The sequence below is a fragment of the Brevibacterium atlanticum genome, from assembly GCF_011617245.1.
GTDB classification, from domain to species: Bacteria; Actinomycetota; Actinomycetes; order Actinomycetales; family Brevibacteriaceae; genus Brevibacterium; species Brevibacterium atlanticum.
Window position 1 is genome coordinate 1747298 of record NZ_CP050152.1, and the last position, 23383, is coordinate 1770680.

The window sequence follows — 23383 nt, forward strand, 5'->3', positions numbered from 1 at the left end:
ACGCATCGCGGTTGCCGGCTGCTCTCCGCCATACCGCGAATGCTACGAAGCGGCACGCCACGCATCGAGACCGACGTCGATGATGCGGGCGTGCCGCACGTCTGTCAGCGAGTCGATCGCCAGCCACTCTGCCCGGTCCGTCGTCCCGTCGACCTCGAGTGTGCCCAGCGTGCCTCCGATGATCCGCGCCTCGTAGACGACGCGCACCCCTTTGAACGGACGCCCTGAGGATTCGCCGAACGACGGACTGCGCCGCCCATCGGTGAACGAATGCGTCGTGAGCGGGCGCACGAGGTCGGCGTCGAAACCGGTCTCTTCCTTGATTTCGCGAACCGTCCCGTCCTCGATCGACTCGTCGTATTCGATGCCGCCGCCGGGCAGGGTCCAGATCGCGTGGGCGTTGTCGGCGCCGCCGTTGAACCAGCTGAGCAGGATCTCTCTGTCGTCATTGACGATCACTGCATAACCGGCAAGGCGGGTGTCATATTCGGAGAAGTGCATGCACTCACCCTACCCGGGCCGGATAGGCTGGAGGGGTGACCTCCATCTTCAGCAGACGTATCGGCGAGACCGGGCGCCTCGTCGTCTTCCTCCACGGACTCTTCGGCCGCGGCAAGAACTTCACCCAGATCGCCAAGGCGATCGAGCCCGAATTCTCGAGCCTGCTCATCGACCTGCCCAACCACGGCGACTCCGACTGGACGGAGACCTTCGACTACGTCGACCTCGCCGATGCCGTCGCCGCCCATATCGCCGAGGTGACCGAAGCGAACGATCAGCCGGTGCACCTGGTCGGCCATTCCCTCGGCGGCAAGGTCGCCATGGTCCTCGCACTGCGCCACCCCGAACTCATCGACCGCCTCGTCGTCGTCGACATCGGCCCGAACGCCGGAGGATCGACCGGGGTCTTCAACCATCTGCTCTCGAGCCTCGCCGCCCTCGACCTCTACCAGGTGGAATCGCGCACCGACGCCGATGCCGCACTGCGGGAGCCCATCCCGGAAGACGCAGTCAGAGGCTTCCTGCTGCAGAACCTGCGCCCCACCTCGGCGGGGTATGCCTGGCAGCCCAACCTCACGCTCCTGCATTCGAGCCTCGACGTCATCGGAGACTTCCCGGACACGGGTGATGCCGTCTTCGACCACCCAGTCCTGTGGGTGGCAGGGGAGAAATCGGACTACGTCAGCCGCGACGATCTGCCGCAGATGCGCACGCTCTTCCCCCGCACCACCCTTCTCACCGTCAAGGGCTCGGGGCACTGGGTGCATTCGGAGAAGCCGCAGGCCTTCGTCTCGGCACTGACGACCTTCCTCAGCAAGCCGTGAAAGGGAATATGCTGAATGGGTCCGACGTTGCCCAGAACAGAACGTCACCATCACAAGCTCTCAGGAGGAATGCGTGAGCACTTCGATCCCGGCCGATCCCGCACCGAAGTTCGCCGAGTATGCGGACGGAGCACGACTGGTCAGCACCGAGTGGGTCGCTGAGCATGCCGGTGATCCCGGACTCGTCATCGTCGAAAGCGACGAAGACGTGCTGCTCTACGAGACCGGGCACATCCCCGGAGCGGTCAAGGTCGACTGGCACACCGAACTCAACGACTCTGTGACGCGCGACTACGTCGACGGCGAAGGCTTTGCAGCGCTCATGTCCGCCAAAGGCATCTCACGCGAGGACACCATCGTCGTCTACGGCGACAAGTCGAACTGGTGGGCCGCCTACGCACTCTGGGTCTTCACCCTCTTCGGCCACGAAGACGTCCGGCTGATGGACGGCGGCCGGTCCAAGTGGGAAGCCGAAGGACGGGACATGACCACCGAGAAGCCGCACCCCCAACCCACCGAATACCCGGTGATCGACCGCGACGACTCGGTCATCCGCGCCTTCCTGCCCGACGTCCGCGACAGCCTCGGCGACCTTCCCCTCATCGACGTGCGCAGCCCGGAGGAGTACTCCGGCGAACGCACCCACATGCCGGCCTACCCGGAAGAGGGCGCCCTGCGCGGCGGCCACATCCCAGGGGCGAAGTCGATGCCGTGGGGCAAAGCGGCCAACGAGGACGGCACGTTCAAGTCCGCGTCCGAACTCAAGGCCCTCTACACCGACGAGGCCGGTCTGGGGCAGAGCGACGAGGTCATCGCCTACTGCCGCATCGGTGAACGTTCGAGTCACACCTGGTTCGTCCTCAAACATCTGCTCGGCTATTCCAACGTCCGCAACTACGACGGATCCTGGACCGAGTGGGGCAACGTCGTCGGCGTGCCGATCGTCACCGGCTCGGAACCCGGAGAGGTGCCCGGACGCTGATGGCCGCTGAGACCGACACCGCACCGAAGACCGACGATCTGCCGGAGGCGCTGGCCGAGATCGTCACCGACTTCGCCGAAACACCGGCCGATGACCGACTCCAGCTTCTGCTGGAACTGGCCACCGACCTGCCCGACCTGCCGGAGAGGTATGCCGATCACCCCGAGCTGCTCGAACCGGTGCCCGAATGCCAATCGCCCATCTTCCTCGTCACCGAGGTCGACGACGCCGCGGCGGGGGACCAGCCGATCGTGCACCTGCACTTCTCCGCCCCGCCCGAGGCTCCGACGACGCGTGGCTTCGCCGGGATCCTCCACGAAGGGCTCGACGGAGCGACCGCCGAGGTGATCCTCGGCATTCCCCCCGACCTGCCGCTTCGTCTGTCGATGTCCGAGATCGTCAGCCCCCTGAGGCTGAGGGGAATGAGCGGAATGCTCTCGCGCATCCAACGTCAGGTGTCCGAAAGGATCGGCAAGATCACAGCCGAGTGAGATCGGTTCTGCTTGGCTGACGTGGTCCGGTGAGCTACAGTGTGGTTAGCCTGCCCTTAGCCCGCGATTCAAAGGACCACCTCGATGACCGTATCCGTCACACCTTCCTCGGCGAAGGAGGACGCGGATACCGGTCGCATCTCCGGCCGGGCTCTGCTTCTCAAGCGCACCACGGGGCTGGTTGCGGCGGTCATCGCCCTAGTCCTCGTGGTGCTCGCCTCCTTGGCCATCGGTGCCAGGGACATGCCCGTCTCTGAGGTGCTCGACGCCTTCTTCGCTCCGACCGGCAGCGATGACCAGCTCGTCGTCCTCGAGCTCCGTCTGCCCCGGACCGTGCTGGGCATCCTCGTCGGCATGGGCCTGGGGCTGGCCGGCGGCCTCATCCAAGCTCTGACGCGCAACCCGCTGGCCGATCCCGGAATCCTCGGAGTCAACGCCGGTGCTTCCTTCGCAGTGACGATCGGCATCGGCTTCTTCGGCATCACCTCGATCAACGGCTACATCTGGTTCGCCTTCATCGGTGCGCTTCTGACCACCGTCGGCGTCTACATCATCGGGTCCTCCGGACCCACCCGCACCGTCGACCCGATCCGCCTGACACTGGCCGGAGTCGCCATGGCTGCGGTGCTGACCGGACTGACGAAGGGAATCCTGCTCACCAACGAACGCGCCTTCGACTCCTTCCGCTCGTGGGATGTCGGCGCGATCGCCGGTCGAGACTTCGACGCGGTCACCGCGGTTCTGCCCTTCATCGCCGTCGGCACTGTGCTGGCCCTCGCCCTGGCCCATTCGCTCAACGCCGTCGCGCTCGGCGACGACCTCGCTGCGAGCCTGGGCACCTCGGTCAATCGCACTCGAGTCCTCTCGATCCTCGCGGTGACGCTGTTGGCCGGGGCAGCCACCGCGGCTGCTGGGCCGATCGGCTTCATCGGACTGATGATCCCGCACATCGCCCGCTGGATCGTGGGACCCGATCAGCGGTGGATCCTCGCCTACTCCGTTCTCCTCTCGCCCATCCTCCTGCTGGCCTCCGATGTCATCGGTCGTGTGGTGATGAAACCCGGAGAGCTGCAGGTCGGAGTCGTCACGGCCTTCGTCGGAGCGCCCGTCCTGATCGCCCTCGTACGCCGAAAGAAGGCCAGCGGACTGTGAAGACTGCACCGATCCGACTCGAATCGACCCCGATGAACATCGAACAGTCCGTTCTGCCCGGAGAGAAGATCGACTTCGGACGGCCGATGCTGCGCATCTTCGGCCAGCGCATCGACATGCGTGTGGTCATCACCGTCGGAATCGTCACGCTCCTGGCCCTTGCGTGCGGCTTCGCCGGCCTCATGCTCGGCAAATTCTCCCTCACGCCCGGTGAGGTGTTCCAAGGACTCTTCGGTCAGGCCGACCGCCGCATCGTCAACACCGTGGTCGGAGAATGGCGTGCCCCGCGCATCATCGCCGGCATCGTCCTCGGTGCCGGGCTGGGCGTCTCGGGAGCGGTCTTCCAGTCACTGACCCGCAACCCGTTGGGCAGCCCCGACATCATCGGCTTCTCCACCGGCGCCTACACCGGTGGAATCGTGACCATCATCGTCTTCGGCTCCGGCTACATCTCGACCGCCTTCGGCGCGATCATCGGCGGCATCGCCACTGCCGCCCTGGTCTACCTGCTGACGTGGAAGGGCGGAGTCCAAGGGTTCCGGCTCATCATCGTCGGCATCGCTCTGACCGCGATGCTCAACGCCTTCAACACCTGGCTGATCATGCGCGCCGACCTCGAACTCGCGATGGCCGCGGCCACTTGGGGCGCCGGGTCGCTCAACGGTATGGGCTGGTCGACGATCACCCCGGCCGCGATCGTCACGGTCGCCCTCGCCCTTGCCTGCGGGCTCTTCGCCCGAGATCTCCACACCCTCGAACTCGGCGACGACACGGCGAAGGCCCTGGGTGTCCGCAACGAACCGGTGCGTGCCGCACTCATCCTCGTCGCCGTCGCCCTCGTCGCGGTCGTCACCGCAGCGGCCGGCCCCATCGCCTTCGTCGCCTTGGCGGCCCCGCAGATCGGACGGCGGATCGCCAAGGCGCAGGGCACCAGCCTGCTGGCCTCCGCCGCGGTCGGTGCGCTGCTGCTCGTCGGAGCCGATCTCATCGCCCAGCATGCGCTCGGCGACGTCCAACTGCCCGTCGGCGTCGTGACCGTGAGCATCGGCGGCGTCTATCTCATCTGGCTCCTCGTCCAAGAAGCTCGGAAGGCACAATGACCACAACAGCAGCTCCTCTCGTCGCAAAGAGCCTCGACCTGGCCTATGACCACCGGCAGGTCGTGACGAACCTCGACGTGTCGATCCCCGACGGGAAGTTCACCGTCATCGTCGGACCCAACGCTTGCGGGAAGTCGACGCTGCTGCGGGCCCTGGCCCGACTGCTGCCTCCGGCACAGGGAAACGTGCTCCTCGACGGCACCGACATCGCGAAGATGAAGACGAAGACCATCGCGCGACGTCTGGGACTGCTTCCGCAGAGTTCGATCGCCCCCGAAGGCATCACCGTCGGCGAACTCGTCGCCCGGGGACGTCATCCGCACCAGTCTTTCCTCAAACAGTGGACCGATGAGGACGAGGCGGCCGTGCTGCGAGCCCTGCGGGCGACGAACACCGAGGAACTGTCCTCTCGGCACGTCGACGAGCTCTCCGGCGGCCAGCGGCAGCGCGTCTGGGTGGCGATGGTGCTGGCACAGGAGACCTCGCTGCTGCTGCTCGACGAACCGACGACATTCCTCGACGTCGCCTTCCAGATCGAACTGCTCGACCTGTTCTCACAGCTGAACAACGAATACGGGCACACGATGGTTGCGGTTCTCCACGATCTCAACCAGGCGTGCCGCTACGCAGACGAGATCATCGCCATGAAAGGCGGAGTCATCATCGCGCAGGGCGCACCAGAGGAGATCGTCACCGCCGAACTCGTCCACGAAGTCTTCGGCATCGACTGCACCGTCATCGACGATCCCGTCACCGGCGCCCCGATGATCGTGGCGGGCATGCCGAAGAAGACCTTCGCCCAGCGTTGAGGCTCAATAAGGCTGCGTCTCAGCAGGCTTGCGCCTCAACTGCCTCAGCGAGCGGTGTCCTCCTCAGCCGCGTGCTCAATGCCCGGTGCGCTTCCCCGAGCGGAAGAGAGCTTTGGCCCCGAGAATCACACCGACGACGATCGCGCCCCAGATCGCGCCGAGGATGAGCGAGAAGAAGGTGTTGACCAGCCAACCGAGGAAACCTCCGACCGCGGCGATAACGGCGACGGGTTCCTCGAGGTGGTGGACGAATCCGTAGAGCGTGTGGAAGCCGAGTTCATCGGTGCCGACGAGGATGATATGCCCGCCGACCCAGAGCATCGCGAACGTGCCTACCACTGACAGCAGCGCGAGCAGCTTCGGCATGGCCCCGACGAGGAATCGGCCGAACTTCTGCGGCCCCGGTGCATCCTTGGTTGCCAGATGCAGGCCGATGTCATCCATCTTGACGATGAGCGCGACGACTCCGTAGACGCCGACGGTGATGGCGAGGGCGACGATGGCGAGGATGATCGCCCGGGGGAGCAGTGCCTCACTGGCCACCTCGTTGAGGGCGATGACCATGATCTCGCAGCTGAGGACGAAGTCGGTTGTGATGGCCGAACGGACGATCTTCTTCTCCGCAGCGGCACCGTCTGCGGGTCGCTCGTCGTCGTCCTTGTGCTCCTCGTGGTGGGTGATCCACCCGAACTTCTCGAAGATCTTCTCCGCGCCTTCGTAGCACAGGTAGGTGCCGCCGACCATGAGCAGCGGAGTGAGGAGCCAGGGCAGGAACTGGCTGAGCAGCAGGATGATCGGCAGGATGATGACGATCTTGTTGACCAGGGATCCGAGGGCGATGCGCTGGATGATCGGCAGTTCGCGCTTCGGGCTGACCCCTTCGACGAATTTCGGGGTCACTGCTGCGTCGTCGACGACGACTCCGGCGGCTTTCACCCCTGCCCGGGAGGCTCCTGCGGCGACATCGTCGAGACTGGCTGCGGAGAGTTTGACGAGTGCGGCGACGTCATCGAGGAGAGCGAACAGTCCTCCGGCCATCTATCGGCCTTCGTCGGTGCCGGAGCCGGCCGGCGGCTGACGGAGCAGATCGCCGAGGTGGTTCTCGGCTGAGTCGAACACGTGGAGTCGATCTCCATCGGGTTCGACGCGGCGGGCTTTGGGGATCCACTTGATCATATTCGGGGCGGCGCGAAGAGTCGTCAGCGAGGACTTGATCGTCACCCCTTCGGAATCATCGGTCCACGAGGTGACGAGGGCATTGGCGCCGTCGTTGCCGCGCAGAGTGCCGTCCTCCTGGAAGTCGAGGAATGCTCGGTCGTTGTCCTCGGCCACCCAGCGGCCGATCGCATCGTGTGTCATTTGTCTTCCTTCTCCAGTCCGCCGATGACCTTGCCGTTGCTGTCCTTGACCTTCATGACATCGCCTTCGATCGTGACTGACGATGCCTTGCTCAGCCACGTGTCGACCCCGGCGCAGGCCTTCTGTGTGCTCATGAAGGAATCGATGGTGATCTTGCCGTTCTCGGCCTTCCAAGAGGTCACGATCGCATTGCATCCGTCGGAGCCCTTGAGGGATCCGTCCTCGGCGAATTCGAGGAAGGGATCGCCGGCTTCGGGGGAGGACCACTTTCCGACCGGGTCGGTGTCGGCGGCGTCATCGCTCGGCGAGGCGGAGGAGGCCGATTCGCTCGGCGAGGCTGAATCGGGATCGCGCGGGTCGACACCGGTATCGCAGGCGGCCAGGGGCAGGGCCAACGCGAGCGCGGCCATCCCCAGAGCGAGCCGGGAGACCGAGCGTGACGTCGGCAGGGAGCGAAGCAGAGTGTGGTTCGGCATGCCCTGATCATAGCGGGAAGGATTCTCCGTCACCTGTAAGAACGCTGATGTCGGGGCGGCAGAGACTTCCGCCGCGAGCAAGACGGCGACTTCTGTAAGTTGTGTTCACGCACAACACTCATTGTTCTTGCACTGCACCGTGACCAAACCGTAACCTTTCACACGGTTGAAATTCTGACACCGGAGGCGCGACCGCCGTGAACGGCAGGCCGTGTTGAGGAGCCGGACAATCGAAGCACCGACAACGATCAAGGGAAACAACAGTATGCAGAAGAAACTCGTTCAGAGTTCACTGGCACTGAGCGCCGTTGCGGCGCTCAGCCTGGGCAGCGCTTTCGTCGCTTCTCCCGCGATGGCCGACAACGCCCCGCAGAAGCTGGACCTTCAGAGTGATGCGCAGATCCAGAAGGCACTGTCCGGAATCGAAGGCGTCAACGCCTACGGTGCCGACGGCGGCGAGCTCAACATCGGCGTTGCCAAGAAGACCTCCGAGATCAAGGATCTCGAGAAGAAGTTCGACAACGTCAACGTCACCGAGGGCGTCAAGGAACTCAAGCCCTACGAGAAGAACGATCTCGTCGGCGGTGCCGGTTACCTCGTCAAGGCCGGCGAGAGCGGCGGGGCCTGCTCGACCGGGTTCTCCGGCTGGGACGGCGACGGCAAGCCCGTCGTTCTGACCGCAGGACACTGCTCGAAGATCATCAACGAAGAGACGAATGAGTTCGAAGGCGACAGCACCGTCGCCGAGACTGAGAAGCCTTCGACCTCCGAGGCCAACGGCGGCGAAGGCTTCGAGGCCTCCGGCGCCGGCGTCATCGGCAAGTGGGGCTTCCACAAGTTCGGCGGCGACCTCCTCGAGGGTGACGACCAGGACCAGTGGCCCAGCCCCAGTGAGTCCGACATCGACTTCGCCGTCATCAACGTCGACGAGTCGAAGTACAACGTCAAGAACGGCATCACCGACTGGAAGACCGCCGACTCGGACGATCTCGCGAAGTCCACTCAGGAGATCACGAAGGTCGGTGCGCACAAGGAAGGCTCGATCCAGAAGTCGGGCCGCACCACCGGTCAGACCGAGGGTGAAGTCCTGCCGCGCGAAGCCTACGACTTCGATTACCAGAACGTCGGCGGACGCTGGGTTCACGGTTTCGGTGTGACCGCTCCGATCGACAAGCCGTTCTCGCAGCCGGGCGATTCCGGTGGAGGCGTCTACCAGGGATCCACCGCTGTCGGTGTGATCTCCGGCGGCGGCGACCTCGACGCGAACACCTCGTTCACCTGGGTTGCTGACCTGGACCACTCGCTCGAAGAGACCGGAACGGACTTCAACCTCGAGAAGCCGGGCGACGAGACCCCTGAAGCTCCCGCCGCTCCGAAGGTCGACGACCAGACCATCGAACCCGCAGGCACGATCACCGGCAAGGCTGAGGCCGGCGCCGAGGTCGAGGTGAAGTGGGAAGCCGCGAAGAGCGGACAGAACTCCTCCCAGGCCGCCGAGAACGGCTCCAAGAAGGTCAAGGCTGACAAGGACGGCAAGTTCTCCCTCGAAGGCCCGAAGGCCGAAGGTGACTACAAGTTCTCCGCAACGGCTACCGTTGATGGGCAGGAGTCCAAGACGACCGAGTTCGCCGTGACCGTTGAGAAGGACGAGTCCGAGTCGCCTGCTCCCGTCGAGCGTGAGATCAGCGTCGACCCCAAGGAGATCTCCGCCTCTGACTTCGTGAAGGAAGACAAGGGCGTGACGATCACCGTCAAGGGCTTCGACGAGGGCGAGAAGGTGACCCTCAAGGTTGCCTCCGGCCCGGAGAACGTCGAGGGCATCACCCTCGATGAGACCGCCAACGAGAATGGTGCTGCTGCCTTCTCCATCTACGGAACCAGTGACTCGGACCCGTCGGCCTACCTCGGTAAGTACGACCTCGATGTCACCGGCGCCAACGACACCGAAGACGAAGACGCCCTCAATGGTTCCTTCGAGGTCGTCGCTGACGAAGATGGCAACGGCGGCGGCAACGGCGGCGATGAAGACGGCAACGACGACGGAAACAACGATGACGGAAACGGGGACGGCGGATCCGATCTGCCTCGCACCGGTGCCGAGCTCACCGGCCTCGCTGCCGGAGCCGGACTCCTCGTCGTCGGTGGAACCGCTGTGGTTCTGACGATGCGTCGCAAGAAAAACAACTGAGTTCAGTGAAGCTGACCCTGTGACGGTCTGCTGAGCCCTCAGAGGTGATGCCCCCGGTCCTGTGACCGGGGGCATCGTCATGTCACATCAATCCTGATGAACTGGTTGCCTCTACCGACGGCGTCCGCAGTTTCGTTCATTTAGATCACCGGTTCTTAGCCATCTTCTTGGCATTTGCTGAACACTGCCCGTAATCTGACTGTGACCAAGATCATGAAAATGTGATCTTCGCTGGTCCCTATCAGAAAGACGACCACACATGCAGAAGAAACTCGTGCAGCGTTCGCTCGCAATGACTGCCGCCGCTGCCCTCGGGCTCGGCAGTGCCTTCGTCGCATCACCGGTGATGGCTGACGATGCTCCCCGGCAGCTCGACGTACAGAGCGATGCTCAGATTCAGAAAGCACTCGCCGACGTCGAGGGCTTGAACGCATATGGAACTCAGGGCGGCGAACTCAACATCGGTGTTGAGAAGAAGACGCCTGAGATCGAGGAGCTTGAGAAGAAGTTCGAGAATGTCACCGTCACCGAAGGGGTGAAGCAGCTCGAAGCCTATGCCGACACCGACCTCGTCGGCGGTGCCGGCTACCTGGTGGACGCCGGAGGCGGCACAGGTGCCTGCTCGACGGGCTTCTCAGGCTGGGACGGTGACGGCAACCCTGTCGTCTTGACCGCCGGCCATTGCTCGAAGATCATCAACGAAGAGTCGGGTCTCATCGAGGGCGACACTTCGGTGGATGAGACCGAGCAGCCATCGACGGCACCGGCCAATGGCGGAGAGGGCTTCAAGCCGTCAGGTAAGGGAATCGCCGGCAAGTGGGGATTCACCAGCTTCGGCAGCGGTGGATTCGTCGGGGATGACGAAGACACGGCAAACGCCAAGCCCAGCGACATCGACTTTGCTGTGATCGAGGTCGACGACTCGAAATATGCTGTGAAGAACGGTGTGACCGACTGGTCGTCAGCCGATTCCGAGGACCTGTCCAGCAGCCTTGCCGCCGACATCTCCGAAGTCGGAGCGCACAAGAACGGCGGTATTCAGAAGTCGGGGCGCACCACAGGACTCACCGACGGTGAGGTGTTCTCGGATTACAACGACAAATTCGAGTACGCGAACGTCAGCGGCTACTGGGTGCATGGATTCGGTGTGACTTCACCGATCAGCAAGCCGTTCTCTCAGCCCGGCGACTCGGGCGGCGCTGTCTTCCAGGACAGCACCGCCGTCGGTGTGATCTCTGGCGGGGGTGACTATGACGCGAACACCTCGTTCACCTGGGTCGCCGACCTGGACCACTCGATCGAGCAGTCGGGTGTCGACTTCAAGCTGAAGGAACCGGGTGACGAGACCCCTGATGCACCGAAGGCTCCAGTCGCTGAGGACCAGACCATCGTTCCGAAGAGCAAGGTGACCGGTAAGGCCGACCCCGGTGCCGAGGTTGAGGTGAAATGGGCACCGAACTCAGGTGCGCAGGCGGCAAAGGAAGGGTCCGAGACAGTCAAGGCCGATGAGGACGGCAATTTCAGCCTTGAAGGTCCCTCCGCTGAAGGCAAGTATGACTATTCCGCAGTCGCTGTTGTCGACGGAGCGGAATCGGACACCACCGAATTCACGGTGACTGTCGAGAAGCAGGACACTGAGCCTCCTGCTCCTGTCGAGAGGGAGATCAGCGTCGACCCCAAGGAGATCACCGCTTCCGACTTCGTGAAGGAAGACAAAGGTGTGACGATCTCTGTCAAGGGCTTCGACGAGGGTGAGAAGGTGACTCTCAAGGTTGCTTCCGGTCCGGAGAACGTCGAGGGAATCACCCTCGAAGAGACTGCAAATGCGGATGGTGCGACGGCCTTCTCGATCTATGGCACCAGCGCCTCGAACCCCGAGGCGTACCTCGGCAAGTACGATGTCGAGGTCACCGGCGCCAACGACACCGACGATGAGTCGGCGCTGACCGGTTCGTTCGAGGTTGTTGCCGACGAAAACGGCAACGGCGGCGGAGATGACGGAGGCAACGGTGGCGGCGGATCCGATCTGCCCCGCACCGGTGCCGAGCTGACCGGCCTGTTCGCCGGTGCCGGACTCCTGCTCGTCGGTGGAACCGCAGTTGTTCTGACCATGCGTCGCAAGAAGAACAACTGAGTTCAGTGAAGTCAGGCCCTGTGACGGTCTGCTGAGCACTCAGAGGCGATGCCCCCGGTTAGGTGACCGGGGGCATCGTCTATTGACGAGCGCAGCCGGTCGACACTCCGCCACATCGCACTGTCTACATCTGGTGAAGTTTCGTTCATTTAGTTCACAGTTTCCGGCCCACTTTCTTGGTAGTCACTGAGGCGAGCCCGTAACCTTATCGTGACTTAGGTCATCGATTCGTGACATTGATCCCTCAGACAAGAGAGACAACTACTTATGCAGAAGAAACTCGTGCAGAGTTCGCTGGCGCTGGCAGCAGCGACGGCACTCGGCCTCGGAGGCGCCTTCGTCGCCGGCCCCGCGGCTGCAGATCAGCCAGAAGTGAAAGTCTCCAGCGATAACGCTGTGCAGGCTGCCGTCTACGAGAACCTCGCGGACAAGACCGGCCAGTTGGCTTCCGAAGTCGGTCGTTTCGGCGTCGACGGTGACAAGCTTGTCATCGGTGTGTCGAAGAAGAGCGAGCAGGTCAAGACGTTCTCGTCCAAATACGACAATGTCGAGGTCGTCGTCGATCCGCGCTTTGTGAAAGCTGAACCGCAGGCTGCGACTGACCTGGTCGGCGGAGCAGGTTACCTGTTTACGGTGCCGTCGGACGACAAGTACCAGTCAGTCTGCTCTACCGGATTCGCCGGTTGGGACGGTCAGGGTAACCAGGTGGTTGTCACCGCCGGGCACTGCGCCGTCGACTCCAACAATGGAGCTCAGAACGAGATCATCGATCTTGAGAAGCCCTCGATCGCGGAGGCAGTAGGCGGAGAGGGCTTCCAGCCTGCCGGGACCGGTGCTCCAGGGTCGTGGGGATTCAACCAGTACGGCTCGGACATCGTCGACGGCGAGGTGGCCGATGAAAATAAGGCCATCGATTTCGCAGTGATCAAGGTCGCTGACGGGTTCACCAATAAGGCTGAGGTCACTGACTGGACGACGGCCAAGGACGATGACCTGTCGAAGAGCACTTCGAAGGTGACCAAAGTTGGCGCTGTCACGCCCGGCGCGGCAATTCAGAAGTCGGGTCGTACCACCGGAGTCACCGAAGGAACGGTGCTCGACGATCCTGAAGCTTTCGAATACGCCAACATCGGCGGTCGTGCCGTGCACGGATTCGAAGTGACATCTGGTTCAAAGCGCTTCTCCGACCACGGTGATTCGGGCGGTGCCGTCTACCAGGGCGACACTGCTGTCGGTGTCATCTCGGGGGGACCCGAGACCGGCGAATGGTCGTGGGTTGCCGACCTCGAAAACTCGTTGGCGAAGTCCGGTGAATCGTTCACTCTGAAGAACCCTGACGACGGTGGCGACGACGAAAACGCTGACGCTCAGGCTGACGGCGAGGATGCTGGCGCTCAGGCTGATGGTGAGGACGCCGGAGCTCAGGCTGACGGCGAGGATGCTGGCGCTCAGGCTGATGGTGAGGACGCCGGTGCTCAGGCTGATGGTGAGGACGCCGGAGCTCAGGCTGATGGCGAGGACGCCGGTGCTCAGGCTGATGGTGAGGACGCCGGAGCTCAGGCCGATGGCGAGGACGCCGGTGCTCAGGCTGATGGTGAGGACGCCGGTGCTCAGGCCGATGGCGAGGACGCCGGTGCTCAGGCCGACGGTGATGACGCGAACCAGGATGCCAAGGACGAGGCTGACGGCGGTTCCGCTGCCGACGGCAAGGACTCCGATGGATCCGACAACGCCGACGGCAAGGACGACAAGGCCGACTCGGACGCCGATGGCAACGAGAAGCCCGAAGCTCCGAAGGTCGGCGACCAGACCGTCGTCGAGGGCGGAAAGATCACCGGCCAGGCTGAGCCGAACGCTGAGGTCAAGCTGAGCTGGGCACCCGCCGACGCCAACGCAGGCTCCTCGCAGGCCGCGGCACAGGCTGCTCCCGCCAAGGGCAGTGCCACCGTCAAGACCGATGCTGACGGCAAGTTCGCTGCAGATGCTCCCACTGAAGCCGGTGACTACAACTACACTGCAGTCGTCCACGCCAACGGCCAGGACTCAGCTGCCACTGAGTTCGTCGTGACGGTTGAAGCCGAAGAGGCTCCGGCCGAGCGCAAGCTGACTGTCGACCCGAAGGAAGTCACCGCTTCCGACTTCGTTGAGAAGGAAAAGGGCGTGCAGATCACGGGCGAAGGCTTCGACGAGGGTGAGAAGGTGACTCTCAAGGTTGCTTCCGGTCCGGAGAACGTCGAGGGAATCACCCTCGAAGAGACCGCCAACGCTGACGGCGTCGTCGGATTCTCGATCTACGGCACCAGCGCCTCGAACCCCGCGGCCTACCTCGGCAAGTACGACGTCGAAGTCACGGGAGCCAACGACACCGACGATGAGTCGGCGCTGACCGGTTCGTTCGAAGTTGTTGCCGACGAAGACGGCAACGGCGGCGGAGACGACGGTGACGGCAGCGACGACGGAAACAACGATGACGGAAACGGTGATGGTGGATCCGATCTGCCTCGCACCGGTGCCGAGCTCACCGGCCTGGCTGCCGGAGCCGGACTCCTCCTCGTCGGTGGAACCGCCGTTGTTCTGACCCTGCGTCGCAAGAAGAACAACTGAGAATGTCGCGAACGATGCACACGTGATCGTTTGAACCGAAGTGCCCCTGGCCATCTGGCCAGGGGCACTTCGTCACATCCGGACGAATGCGCGCAGAGACGACCCGGCCGTCACTGATGCCTCGCTGAATCCGAGTGAGACATAGAATGCGGCCAGGCCAGCTTCGTCATCGGTGAGCAAGACCGTCTGTCGGACGTCGGCAAACGGTTCAAGCACTCTCTGCATGAGACCCGCACCGATACCTTGGCGTCGGTGCTCCGGATCGACGAGGACATCCTGCACGTACACCACAGTGTCGAAATCGCTGAGGACTCGAGCCAACCCGACAAGGCTGTCCCCAATCCACGCACTCACGACATGAGCGGACGCCCGAATGCTCCGATCCAGCCGTGCCGGATCGGCAGTGTACGCCGACCACCCGACCGAGTCATAGAGGACCATCAGCGCCTCTTGCGGGGGCAGAGCATTCGATGAGTACGTGATCGCCGAATCAGCCGACTCCCGAAAGCGCCGACCGTCATGCCAGTGAAGCGGGACCCGACGGCCGGTCAGCCACTCCTCCCGAAGCAGCGCATAGGCGACCGAATCCCTCGGCGCCGCACCATTGACCGGCCAGGCCCGACGATAATGCGCCTCCTTCGTCCACCCAGCACGCTCGAAGACCGTGCGCATCGGTTGATTATCGTCGCGGGTCTGACCCTCTGCCCGCAACGCTCCCGTCGCGGAGAACAGATGATCGGTGATCGCGTTTACCACTTCGTTTCCGAGACCACGGCCGCGGAAACGGCTCGCCAGGCGCAGATCGACCATCACCGTCTCGTCGTGGATGTCCTCGAGCCGAGTGAAGCCCACCCGGCCGAATCGATGATGATCGAGCCAGAACGACTCATTCTCCTCGTCATGGAAGTACCCGGAGTCGATGCGCTCCCTGACCATCCCATCGGACCATGCCGCCTGATACACATGAAAAGGAAAGTCCTCCGAGGTGAAGAAGTCGACAAGCCCTGCTGCGTCCGGCCCCGCCGGATCAATGCGGGTCAGCTCGATTCTCATAGTGTCTACACTAGAACCCACTCGGGCTCAGCGACGACTTCGACCAGCAGCTGCTCGCCCGGATCACGGGAAACTATCGCCACGGCAACGAATGCCGCTCTCGCCGCCCCTGAAATTGGCTGTACGATCGTTAAGTTATTGATACTGTATGTGACATGAGTCAAACGATCGCGAGCGAATTCGCGCGTGCCACTGCCGTCGAACGCCTCTCCGAGACCACCTTCACCGCCGAACTCGACGGGAAGTGGAAGGTCGGCAACGCCATCAACGGCGGATACCTCCTCGCAGTCGCCGGACGAGCGCTGAGGGCGCTCAACCCTGCCAACCCGGACCCGCTCGTGATCTCGACCTTCTACCTCGGCCCGAGCGCGGAGGGCGCCACCGACATCACCACCCGCACCCTGCGGGAGGGGCGCTCGACGGCGAACTACGGCATCGACCTGTCCCAGGACGGGGCACCGACGATCTCGGCGATGGCCACGATGGGCAACCTCGGCGCACTTCCCGACGATGTCGCCACCACTGCGGAACCTCCCCAGCTGCCACCACCGGAGGAATGCATCAGCGTCGCCGAGGCCAGTGATGACTTCCACCAGGCAGCTCCGCTCATCGACCGCTTCGATATGCGACTCGACCCTGCCACGGCGGGCTTCGCTGTCGGCAAGCCGAGCGGCCGCGGACTGCTGCAGGGGTGGATTCGACTGATCGACGACACCGACCCCGATCCGCTGTCGCTGCTGAGCTTCCTCGACGCCTTCCCGCCGGTGATGTTCGACCTCGGGCGATTCAACTGGGCTCCGACGATGGAGTTGACCGCGCACCTGCGCGCCCTGCCGGCCCCCGGATGGATCAGTGCGAGGATCTCCACCCGCAACATCGCCGGAGGAATGTTCGAAGAGGACTGCGAGCTCTGGGACTCGACCGGCCGCCTCGTGGCGCAGTCCCGCCAGCTGGCTCGGCAACCGCGCGATTGAGCGAGATGACGCGGGATAACCTCTGATGACAACAGCACAGCTTCCGCGTCAGTGCGTGAGTCTAGAGTCGGAGGCACCGGCGTACCTCTGGCGAAAGGATCACCCATGGCGTCGCTGTCATCTCTGAGCATCACCTTCGACTGCCACGACGTCGCAAGGCAGGCACTGTTCTGGGCCGAACTGCTCGGAACGGAACTCGACGAAGGCGCAGATGAGTTCGTTGCGAGCATCGGCGGTGTGCATAATTCGGACTCTCTGACACCGGGGATGCTCTTCATCAAGGTCGATGACCGTGCTGCAGGCAAGAATCCACTCCACATCGACTTAGACGATCCGAACTATCCTGCCGACGTCGAGCGAGCGGTGGCGCTGGGGGCAGAGAAGCTCGCCTCCTTCGACGAGTACGGCATCGAGTGGACGACGCTGAAGGATCCCGAAGGGAACCTCTTCGACATCGGTCGGCGCACTGTAGCCTGAGAGGAAGCTCTGCTGGCTGGCAGGGCGTCCTGCTCGAGACTCGGGTGCGCTGCCCAGATCTCGCACACGGTGGCCTCGTCGTCGCTGACCATCGGCGGCATGATCAGCCACCTCACGCTCGTCGAGGAGTCCTGGTTCTCGGAGGTTCTGTTGGGCCACGACCTCGGAGAACCATGGTCGAGCGTGGACTGGAAGACCGATCCCGACTGGGACTTCGACACTGCGGCCGGATCGCACGCGGACGAGCTCCTGTCCGCCCATGCGCAGGCCTGTACTCGATCACGTGAGATCCTCGCCGAGGCGACCGACCTCGACACGCTGAGCGTGCGTAGTGACTCGAGGGGGCAGCGATTCAACGTCCGGTGGATCCTCATCCATCTCATCGAGGAATATGCCCGGCACGCCGGCCACGCCGATCTCATCCGCGAAGACATCGACGGGCAGACAGGCGACTGAGTACAACAGAGTTTGTTCAAATTTTGCTCACGTTCCACCCAGGAAACGGTCAGCACGTACTAGGGTAGGAGATCTGAATCACATTCATACTCACTGTTCGGATCTCTGGAGACTCATGCGACTGCACGCTTTCGCCTCATCGGTTCTCGCGCTCACCCTCATCGTCGCCGGATCGGCGGCCGCTTCGGCAGCCGAGCTCGGCGACGCGACGACGACCGCCGATCCTCAAGCCGGCGACACCGGGGAACTGACCCTGCTGGCGACCACGGACGTCCACGGAAACGTCCTCAACTGGGACTACTTCGCGAACAAGCCCTATCCTGACGGTGAGGAACTCGGTATGTCGCGCGCCTCGACTCTCATCAATGGAGTCCGAGAGGACAAGGGTGCAGACTCCGTGCTGCTCGTCGACAACGGAGACACCATCCAGGGCAGTCCTCTTGCCTACTACTACGCGAAGCAGGAGCCGATCACTGACACCGGTGAGACACATCCGCTGGCGAAGACCTACAACCATCTGGACTACGATGCCCAGGTCGTGGGCAACCACGAGTTCAACTACGGACTCGACCTGCTCTCGGCGTATGAGAAGCAGCTCGACTTCCCACTGCTCGGCGCCAATGTCATCGATGATGACGACAATGAGACCCACCTGGATCCGTACACCATGGTCAAGAAGCAGGTCGACGGTCAAGAGATCACCGTCGGAGTGCTCGGTGTGACGACTCCCGGCAGCCGCATCTGGGACAAGAACAATCTGTCCGGGAAGGTGCACTTCGACGATCCGGTCGAGACCGCGAAGAAGTACGTACCGGAGATGAAGCAGAAGGGAGCCGACGTCATCGTCGTGCTCTCCCACTCCGGCAAGGACCCGAAGGGACAGACCTGGGATCCGGACAAGCTGCAGGAGAACGTGAGCACCTCGGTGGCGACCGTCCCAGGAGTCGACGTCCTCGTCGCCGGACACACCCATCAGAACGAACCCAGCCAGGTCGTGACCCGAGACGACGGCAGCAAGGCGCTCATCACTCAACCGAACTACTGGGCCCGCTCGGTCTCCGAGGTGAACCTGCCGATCAATCTCGACACCGGCCATGTCGACTGGGACGAGGACGAGCCGAAGGCTGATCCGCTCGTGACTCAGGGCGAGGTCGCTGAGGATCCGGAGATCAAGGATCTCGTCGATGATCAGCATCAGAAGACCATCGACTATGTGAACACGAAGATCGGCTCGGTGACAGAGACTCTGTCAGCCAAGAGCTCGTACTACGAGGACACGGCAATCCTCGACTTCATCTCCCACGTCCAGACGCAGACCGTCGAAGACGGACTGGAGGGCACCGACTATGAGGACGTCCCGGTGATCTCCCAGGCATCACCGTTCAGCCGCACGGCAGAGTTCCCCGCCGGAGACATCACCATTCGCGATGTGGCCGGGCTCTATGTCTACGACAACACCCTCTCCGGAGTCGAGATCAACGGCGGACAGCTGCGCGACTACCTCGAATATTCGGCTCGCTACTTCAAACAGACCGGCGAAGGCGCCGACTTCGACCCCGTCGACGGCACCAACGCCATCGATGAGACCACCGACGCACCGATCCCGGATTACAACTACGACGCCCTGGCCGGAGTCGACTACGACATCAATGTGTCAAAGCCCGTGGGAGAGAGGATCGAAAACCTCACGAATGCCGAGGGCGATCCCATCGGAGATGACGATCGGTTCATCCTGGCCATCAACAACTACCGCCAGTCAGGTGGAGGTGCCTACCCGGTCGATGGGTTGAACGAGGTCTACAACGAGCAGGTCGAAGTCCGTCAGGCTCTCATCGATTGGGTCGAAGAGCAGAAAGTGGTCGACCCCGCCGACTTCTTCGACAAGAACTGGCAGGTCGTCACGAGCAGCCAGGTTCCCGGCGATGACGATTCCGATGCGGATTCGTCCGGTGCTGATTCCGCGGAAGCGGACACGTCCGGCAGCTCCGATGCCGGCAGTTCCGACGCTGGCAGCGGAGCGACCGAGGATGGGTCGACCAGCGCCGAGGTTGATGGCAGGACCGATGGTGCCGACAATGCCGGCGGAGGCAGTGCCGGGACAGACGACAGCTCTGCCGATATCGACAGCGGTGCCGGGGACTCGGGCACAGCGGAGGGAAACACCGCGGACGCTTCTGGCGACGCCGACGGTGGTTCCGATCTGCCGCGGACGGGCGTCGAGATCGCCACGAGCATCGGCATCGCTGCTGCGGCCATCGCCCTCGGCATCACCCTGGTCATCCTCGCTCGACGCCGGCGCAGCTGAAACCGTCGGACAGAGATGAGGGACAACGGACAGGAGGTGGACGTCGGGTTCCCCTGTGCAGTGACTCACGTAGAGTGGGGACGACAAGTCCGCTCTGAAGAAGGAGAGAGTCAAGTATGGCCAACACAGCATTTCAGGGATCACCGGTCAAGACGGTCGGCGAGCTGCCGGCCAAGGGCGAGCAGGCTCCGGCATACAGCCTCGTCGGGGCCGACCTCGGTGAGGTGAACTCGCAGGACAACGCCGGCAAGCGCGTGGTGCTCAACATCTTCCCCAGCCTGGACACGGGAGTCTGCGCCGCCTCGGTGCGTAAGTTCAACGAACTCGCCGCAGGTCTGGACAACACCACCGTGCTCTGCATCTCCAACGACCTGCCGTTCGCGCAGGCGCGCTTCTGCGGAGCCGAAGGCATCGAGAACGTCATCACCGCCTCGGGATTCCGCAGCTCGTTCGGCAAGGACTACGGAACCACCATGGTCGACGGACCGCTCGCCGGACTGCTGGCCCGGTCCGTCGTCGTCCTCGACGAGAAGGGCACCGTGGTCTACACACAGCTCGTTGACGAGATCACCACCGAACCCGACTACGACGCGGCGATCGCTGCAGTCAACGCCTGATCAACAGCCGCAGGTCGGGCTCGACTGACCGGCGGATAAGCAGACGAACCGGGTGGAATGCACTAGTGCGTTCCACCCGGTTCTCACATGTCCACGACTCGGATCGGCAGGGCGTAGTCGATGCCCGCTCGCTCTCCTCCGGATGTCGCAATCGACGGGATCATCTCATTCGGCGCGGGATGATCGCTGAGAGCGTCGAGGTAGATCGTGTGTGCTTCGAGCGAGCGGACACCCCGGTCGACGTGTTCGGCGCTCAGCGCTACCGCATGAGTCGGGTCGGCGCCGTTGATGAGGAGACGGTCCGCTTTCCACGCCGCGAGCCCCTCGTCTGTGAGCTCGGTGAAGAGCCACGGATTGTCCGCATCACGGATCGCATCGACGGCGGCGACACCGACATTGCGGTGGTCGACATGGTTGAGTCCCCATCCGGTGTTGAGATCGAAGTTCGTCACGACGACGGCCTGCGGTCGGAATTCGCGGATCTTCCTCGCGATGGCCCGTCGCAGCTCATGCGTGGGTTCGACCAGTCCGTCAGGGAAGTCGAGGATCTCGAGGTCATCGACACCGACGATGGTGCAGGCATGGCGCTGCTCTCCGGCTCGCAGCGGCGCGACCTCTTCCGGAGGCATGCTGCGGATCCCGGCCTCACCTCGGGTGACGAGAAGGTAAGCGACCTCCTTGCCTTCGTCGGTCCATTTCGCGACTGCGGCCGAGCCGCCGTACTCCATATCGTCAGGGTGGGCGACGACGCAGAGCACACGGTCGATGTCGGAGTCGTCGAAGAGCGGGAGTTCAGTCATGACACCAGGCTAGGCCGCGGGAATCGGTTGCGCCAGAGCTTGATGGCACCCTGGAGATGGGTACGATGATGGCAACCGTCCGAGCGAGTGAAGGCTGACGATGAAGAAGAGACTGCTCTTGGTGGGCGTGGTGGCCGCGAGTCTGGTGCTCGGAGGATGCTCGGCGCTGCGAGTCAGCAGCTCCGATGAGGCTGGGTCGAAGCCGGCCGGAGTCGGCATCAGCGACGGTTCGGCGAGCCAGTCACCGAGCCCGACGGGTCCGATCATTCCGGAAGGCATGATCGAGACCACGGTGGATCTCGGCAGTGCGTGCCCGGTCGACGTGAGTCTGGCGATCAGTGCGGATTGGTCGGATGGAGAGGGGTATGACGGTTACCGGCTCTACGAAACCGACACAGACGCGATTGTCACGGTCAACTGCCTCGACGAGGATGACGCTTCGGTTCAGGAGCTCATGGACAAGGCCCGTGAACAGATGTTCAGCACGTCCGGATCGACCAAAGTCGGCGAAGCCTCGGGCTCCCTTGACGGGGGAGAGTATTGGACGGTCTACGGCACACTCGCTCCCGAGGACATGCGTGCGGTCGAGGACGAGGAGACGGCGATGTTCGGTGTCGTCGCCGGGATCTCTGTCGACGGCCGACTGTTCAAGGTCAGCGTCGACATGCTCGCTCCTGCCGATGATGAGAAGGCCGTTGAGGAGTTCAGACAGATGCTGCCGACCGTCCGCCTCGACGATCAGGAACTCAAGGTCCCGGACCTGCGCTGACGTGTACTGCCCAGGCGTTTGAGCAGTTCCCGCGCGGCGATACGGCCTGCCCGAGTGGCACCCACGGTGGAACTTGCGGAACCATAACCGACGAGGAAGATGCGGGGATCGTCCTTGACGGCCACCTCGGTGTCCATGGAGATCCCGCCGTCGGGGGTGCGCAGGTGGAGTGGGGCAAGATGTTTGAGGGCGGCCCGGAAGCCGGTGTTCCAGAAGATCACGTCGACGTCCTCGACCTGCTCGGTCGGAAACGGCGCCCATGATTGCGGCAGTGCGAGACGATCACTCGCCGAGGGGCCCAATCCTTCGGCAGTCGTCGTCGCAGCCTCGACTGTGCCGGGGAAGTGCACGCCGTGGGGGAGGACCCGGTCGAACATGCCGCGGGAGACGAGCACACCGGACTCGACGCCGTCACGGAACTCGCTGCGGATGGGCAGCCCGGTGGTGCGGACGACGCTGGCAGGGGCGAGGCCGGCAAGGGTGCGCTCACGCACTGCTCGCTCCACCTCGAGTCCCCACTGGCCGTCGAACTCTCTGGCGGTGAAGTTCGGGGGACGGCGGGTGGCCCAGAGCGTATCGGTGACCTCGGCGAGCTGGAGGAGGAACTGAGTGGCGGAGATGCCGCCGCCGACCACGAGTGTGCGCAGACCGCGGAAGTCCTCGACGTCGCGGAAGTTCACGGTGTGCAGCTGGTGTCCTTCGAACTCACCGATTCCGGGGACGAAGGGCACATAGGGTTGGGTCCACGTGCCGGTGGCGTTGATGAGGAAGTCAGTCGACAGCGTCACCCGCTCACCGTCGATGTCGGCGACGATGTCGAGTCGGCCGGATCCACGCTCCCGCGAAGTCACGGTGGCCACCTCGGCGGGACGGACGACGCAGAGCTCGAGTTCACGTTCGAAGCGTGAGTAGTAGTCGGAGACGATCTGGGAGGCGGGCACATTCGGGTCCGGGCGGCCGAGAGGGAATCCTGGCAGATCGGCGACGTGATTCGTTCTGCCCAGTGTCAGAGAGTCCCACCGCTCGCGCCATGCGCCGCCGGGCCCGTCTCCGGCATCGAGGACGACGAAGTCCCTTCCCGGGACCATGCCATCGCGCCACAGATAGTGCGCTGCGGACAGACCCGCCTGACCGGCACCGATGATGACGACGGACCAGTGGGAGTCGACGAGGAGCTCGTTGATTCGGCACACCATGAGCCCATTGTCCCAGGTTCGCGTCGACGGCGGTGATGCGTGGGGCTGCCGTCCGAATCCGTCACACTCGCCTCCGAGGTGGCGGTCCGGATTGACCGGGGAGACGGGGAGGGCAA

General features: G+C 63.4%; 22 protein-coding genes. 15 read left to right on the forward strand and 7 right to left on the reverse strand.

Going from position 1 to position 23383, the window contains the following annotated elements; genetic code table 11:
* Positions 1 to 42: 42 nt before the first annotated feature.
* A complete protein-coding gene (locus tag GUY23_RS07740) occupies positions 43 to 501 on the reverse strand; it encodes an NUDIX hydrolase (protein WP_166971182.1) in 459 nt (152 codons plus the stop codon).
* A 35-nt stretch (positions 502 to 536) separates the two neighbouring features.
* Here GUY23_RS07740 and GUY23_RS07745 point away from each other — a divergent pair, with 35 nt between their 5' ends.
* From GUY23_RS07745 to GUY23_RS07770, 6 genes are all read left to right on the forward strand, one after another.
* Positions 537 to 1325, forward strand: a complete 789-nt coding sequence (locus tag GUY23_RS07745) for an alpha/beta fold hydrolase (protein ID WP_166971184.1) — start codon at positions 537 to 539, stop codon at positions 1323 to 1325.
* A 73-nt stretch (positions 1326 to 1398) separates the two neighbouring features.
* On the forward strand, positions 1399 to 2307 hold the full coding sequence (locus tag GUY23_RS07750; RefSeq protein ID WP_166971186.1) for a sulfurtransferase: 909 nt from the start codon (positions 1399 to 1401) through the stop codon (positions 2305 to 2307).
* Entirely contained in the window at positions 2307 to 2798 is a 492-nt protein-coding gene (locus GUY23_RS07755) for a SufE family protein (protein WP_166971188.1), read from the forward strand. Before GUY23_RS07750 ends, GUY23_RS07755 begins: the two co-directional genes overlap by 1 nt.
* 84 nt (positions 2799 to 2882) lie before the next feature.
* Complete coding sequence (locus GUY23_RS07760) at positions 2883 to 3950, forward strand: iron chelate uptake ABC transporter family permease subunit (RefSeq protein WP_166971190.1); 1068 nt, start codon at positions 2883 to 2885, stop codon at positions 3948 to 3950.
* Positions 3951 to 3982: 32 nt separating this feature from the next.
* A complete protein-coding gene (locus tag GUY23_RS07765; protein WP_166975788.1) occupies positions 3983 to 5050 on the forward strand; it encodes a FecCD family ABC transporter permease in 1068 nt (355 codons plus the stop codon).
* Entirely contained in the window at positions 5047 to 5859 is an 813-nt protein-coding gene (locus GUY23_RS07770) for an ABC transporter ATP-binding protein (RefSeq protein WP_166971192.1), read from the forward strand. Before GUY23_RS07765 ends, GUY23_RS07770 begins: the two co-directional genes overlap by 4 nt.
* Before the next feature lie 75 nt (positions 5860 to 5934).
* On the opposite strand, the gene GUY23_RS07775 is transcribed toward GUY23_RS07770, so the two are convergent.
* The 3 genes from GUY23_RS07775 to GUY23_RS07785 are packed head-to-tail and all read right to left on the reverse strand — an operon-like array spanning position 5935 to position 7694.
* Positions 5935 to 6897: a DUF808 domain-containing protein gene (locus GUY23_RS07775; RefSeq protein ID WP_166971194.1), complete on the reverse strand. Its 963-nt coding sequence runs from the start codon at positions 6895 to 6897 to the stop codon at positions 5935 to 5937.
* Positions 6898 to 7218: an META domain-containing protein gene (locus GUY23_RS07780; RefSeq protein ID WP_166971196.1), complete on the reverse strand. Its 321-nt coding sequence runs from the start codon at positions 7216 to 7218 to the stop codon at positions 6898 to 6900.
* Positions 7215 to 7694 carry an META domain-containing protein gene (locus GUY23_RS07785; protein WP_166971198.1) on the reverse strand — a complete coding sequence of 160 codons (480 nt, stop codon included), beginning with the start codon at positions 7692 to 7694 and terminating at the stop codon, positions 7215 to 7217. The genes GUY23_RS07780 and GUY23_RS07785 overlap by 4 nt, the downstream gene beginning before the upstream one ends.
* Positions 7695 to 7959: 265 nt before the next feature.
* Here GUY23_RS07785 and GUY23_RS07790 point away from each other — a divergent pair, with 265 nt between their 5' ends.
* The 3 genes from GUY23_RS07790 (at position 7960) to GUY23_RS07800 (ending at position 14620) form a co-directional block, all read left to right on the forward strand.
* Entirely contained in the window at positions 7960 to 9882 is a 1923-nt protein-coding gene (locus GUY23_RS07790) for an LPXTG cell wall anchor domain-containing protein (protein WP_166971200.1), read from the forward strand.
* Between the two features lie 259 nt (positions 9883 to 10141).
* Positions 10142 to 12016: an LPXTG cell wall anchor domain-containing protein gene (locus GUY23_RS07795; RefSeq protein WP_166971203.1), complete on the forward strand. Its 1875-nt coding sequence runs from the start codon at positions 10142 to 10144 to the stop codon at positions 12014 to 12016.
* A 267-nt stretch (positions 12017 to 12283) separates the two neighbouring features.
* Positions 12284 to 14620, forward strand: coding sequence for an LPXTG cell wall anchor domain-containing protein (locus GUY23_RS07800; RefSeq protein ID WP_166971205.1), 2337 nt, complete (start codon positions 12284 to 12286; stop codon positions 14618 to 14620).
* 72 nt (positions 14621 to 14692) lie between these two features.
* On the opposite strand, the gene GUY23_RS18600 is transcribed toward GUY23_RS07800, so the two are convergent.
* Positions 14693 to 15673 (reverse strand): GNAT family N-acetyltransferase, encoded by a 981-nt coding sequence (locus GUY23_RS18600; RefSeq protein ID WP_228282793.1) that lies wholly within the window; start codon positions 15671 to 15673, stop codon positions 14693 to 14695.
* Positions 15674 to 15828: 155 nt separating this feature from the next.
* On the opposite strand from GUY23_RS18600, the gene GUY23_RS07815 reads away from it, so the two are divergent.
* From GUY23_RS07815 to tpx, 5 genes are all read left to right on the forward strand, one after another.
* Complete coding sequence (locus tag GUY23_RS07815; protein ID WP_166971209.1) at positions 15829 to 16647, forward strand: thioesterase family protein; 819 nt, start codon at positions 15829 to 15831, stop codon at positions 16645 to 16647.
* 105 nt (positions 16648 to 16752) lie between these two features.
* Positions 16753 to 17124, forward strand: coding sequence for a VOC family protein (locus tag GUY23_RS07820; RefSeq protein ID WP_166971211.1), 372 nt, complete (start codon positions 16753 to 16755; stop codon positions 17122 to 17124).
* Positions 17125 to 17181: 57 nt separating this feature from the next.
* Positions 17182 to 17580, forward strand: coding sequence for a DinB family protein (locus tag GUY23_RS07825; protein ID WP_407647388.1), 399 nt, complete (start codon positions 17182 to 17184; stop codon positions 17578 to 17580).
* Between the two features lie 115 nt (positions 17581 to 17695).
* A complete protein-coding gene (locus GUY23_RS07830; protein WP_166971215.1) occupies positions 17696 to 19885 on the forward strand; it encodes a bifunctional metallophosphatase/5'-nucleotidase in 2190 nt (729 codons plus the stop codon).
* A gap of 116 nt (positions 19886 to 20001) precedes the next feature.
* Complete coding sequence (tpx, locus tag GUY23_RS07835) at positions 20002 to 20502, forward strand: thiol peroxidase (RefSeq protein WP_166971218.1); 501 nt, start codon at positions 20002 to 20004, stop codon at positions 20500 to 20502.
* 83 nt (positions 20503 to 20585) lie between these two features.
* Here tpx and GUY23_RS07840 read toward each other — a convergent pair whose 3' ends face one another.
* Positions 20586 to 21302, reverse strand: a complete 717-nt coding sequence (locus tag GUY23_RS07840; protein WP_166971220.1) for a PIG-L deacetylase family protein — start codon at positions 21300 to 21302, stop codon at positions 20586 to 20588.
* Between the two features lie 100 nt (positions 21303 to 21402).
* On the opposite strand from GUY23_RS07840, the gene GUY23_RS07845 reads away from it, so the two are divergent.
* Positions 21403 to 22071 carry a hypothetical protein gene (locus tag GUY23_RS07845; protein ID WP_166971222.1) on the forward strand — a complete coding sequence of 223 codons (669 nt, stop codon included), beginning with the start codon at positions 21403 to 21405 and terminating at the stop codon, positions 22069 to 22071.
* Here GUY23_RS07845 and GUY23_RS07850 read toward each other — a convergent pair.
* A complete protein-coding gene (locus tag GUY23_RS07850) occupies positions 22041 to 23267 on the reverse strand; it encodes an oleate hydratase (protein ID WP_166971224.1) in 1227 nt (408 codons plus the stop codon). The two genes, GUY23_RS07845 and GUY23_RS07850, sit on opposite strands and share 31 nt — an antisense overlap.
* Positions 23268 to 23383: the final 116 nt, after the last annotated feature.

Bases quoted from the DNA above. Each gene is read 5' to 3' on its own strand.
- GUY23_RS07820 (WP_166971211.1), top strand. From the start codon at position 16,753: ATGGCGTCGCTGTCATCTCTGAGCATCACCTTCGACTGCCACGACGTC.
- GUY23_RS07800 (WP_166971205.1), top strand. From the start codon at position 12,284: ATGCAGAAGAAACTCGTGCAGAGTTCGCTGGCGCTGGCAGCAGCGACG.
- GUY23_RS07740 (WP_166971182.1), bottom strand. From the start codon at position 501: ATGCACTTCTCCGAATATGACACCCGCCTTGCCGGTTATGCAGTGATC.
- GUY23_RS07765 (WP_166975788.1), top strand. From the start codon at position 3,983: ATGAACATCGAACAGTCCGTTCTGCCCGGAGAGAAGATCGACTTCGGA.
- GUY23_RS07780 (WP_166971196.1), bottom strand. From the start codon at position 7,218: ATGACACACGATGCGATCGGCCGCTGGGTGGCCGAGGACAACGACCGA.
- GUY23_RS07795 (WP_166971203.1), top strand. From the start codon at position 10,142: ATGCAGAAGAAACTCGTGCAGCGTTCGCTCGCAATGACTGCCGCCGCT.
- GUY23_RS07815 (WP_166971209.1), top strand. From the start codon at position 15,829: ATGAGTCAAACGATCGCGAGCGAATTCGCGCGTGCCACTGCCGTCGAA.
- GUY23_RS07770 (WP_166971192.1), top strand. From the start codon at position 5,047: ATGACCACAACAGCAGCTCCTCTCGTCGCAAAGAGCCTCGACCTGGCC.
- GUY23_RS07850 (WP_166971224.1), bottom strand. From the start codon at position 23,267: ATGGTGTGCCGAATCAACGAGCTCCTCGTCGACTCCCACTGGTCCGTC.
- GUY23_RS07785 (WP_166971198.1), bottom strand. From the start codon at position 7,694: ATGCCGAACCACACTCTGCTTCGCTCCCTGCCGACGTCACGCTCGGTC.
- GUY23_RS07845 (WP_166971222.1), top strand. From the start codon at position 21,403: ATGAAGAAGAGACTGCTCTTGGTGGGCGTGGTGGCCGCGAGTCTGGTG.
- GUY23_RS07840 (WP_166971220.1), bottom strand. From the start codon at position 21,302: ATGACTGAACTCCCGCTCTTCGACGACTCCGACATCGACCGTGTGCTC.
- tpx (WP_166971218.1), top strand. From the start codon at position 20,002: ATGGCCAACACAGCATTTCAGGGATCACCGGTCAAGACGGTCGGCGAG.
- GUY23_RS07830 (WP_166971215.1), top strand. From the start codon at position 17,696: ATGCGACTGCACGCTTTCGCCTCATCGGTTCTCGCGCTCACCCTCATC.
- GUY23_RS18600 (WP_228282793.1), bottom strand. From the start codon at position 15,673: ATGAGAATCGAGCTGACCCGCATTGATCCGGCGGGGCCGGACGCAGCA.
- GUY23_RS07755 (WP_166971188.1), top strand. From the start codon at position 2,307: ATGGCCGCTGAGACCGACACCGCACCGAAGACCGACGATCTGCCGGAG.
- GUY23_RS07790 (WP_166971200.1), top strand. From the start codon at position 7,960: ATGCAGAAGAAACTCGTTCAGAGTTCACTGGCACTGAGCGCCGTTGCG.
- GUY23_RS07775 (WP_166971194.1), bottom strand. From the start codon at position 6,897: ATGGCCGGAGGACTGTTCGCTCTCCTCGATGACGTCGCCGCACTCGTC.
- GUY23_RS07760 (WP_166971190.1), top strand. From the start codon at position 2,883: ATGACCGTATCCGTCACACCTTCCTCGGCGAAGGAGGACGCGGATACC.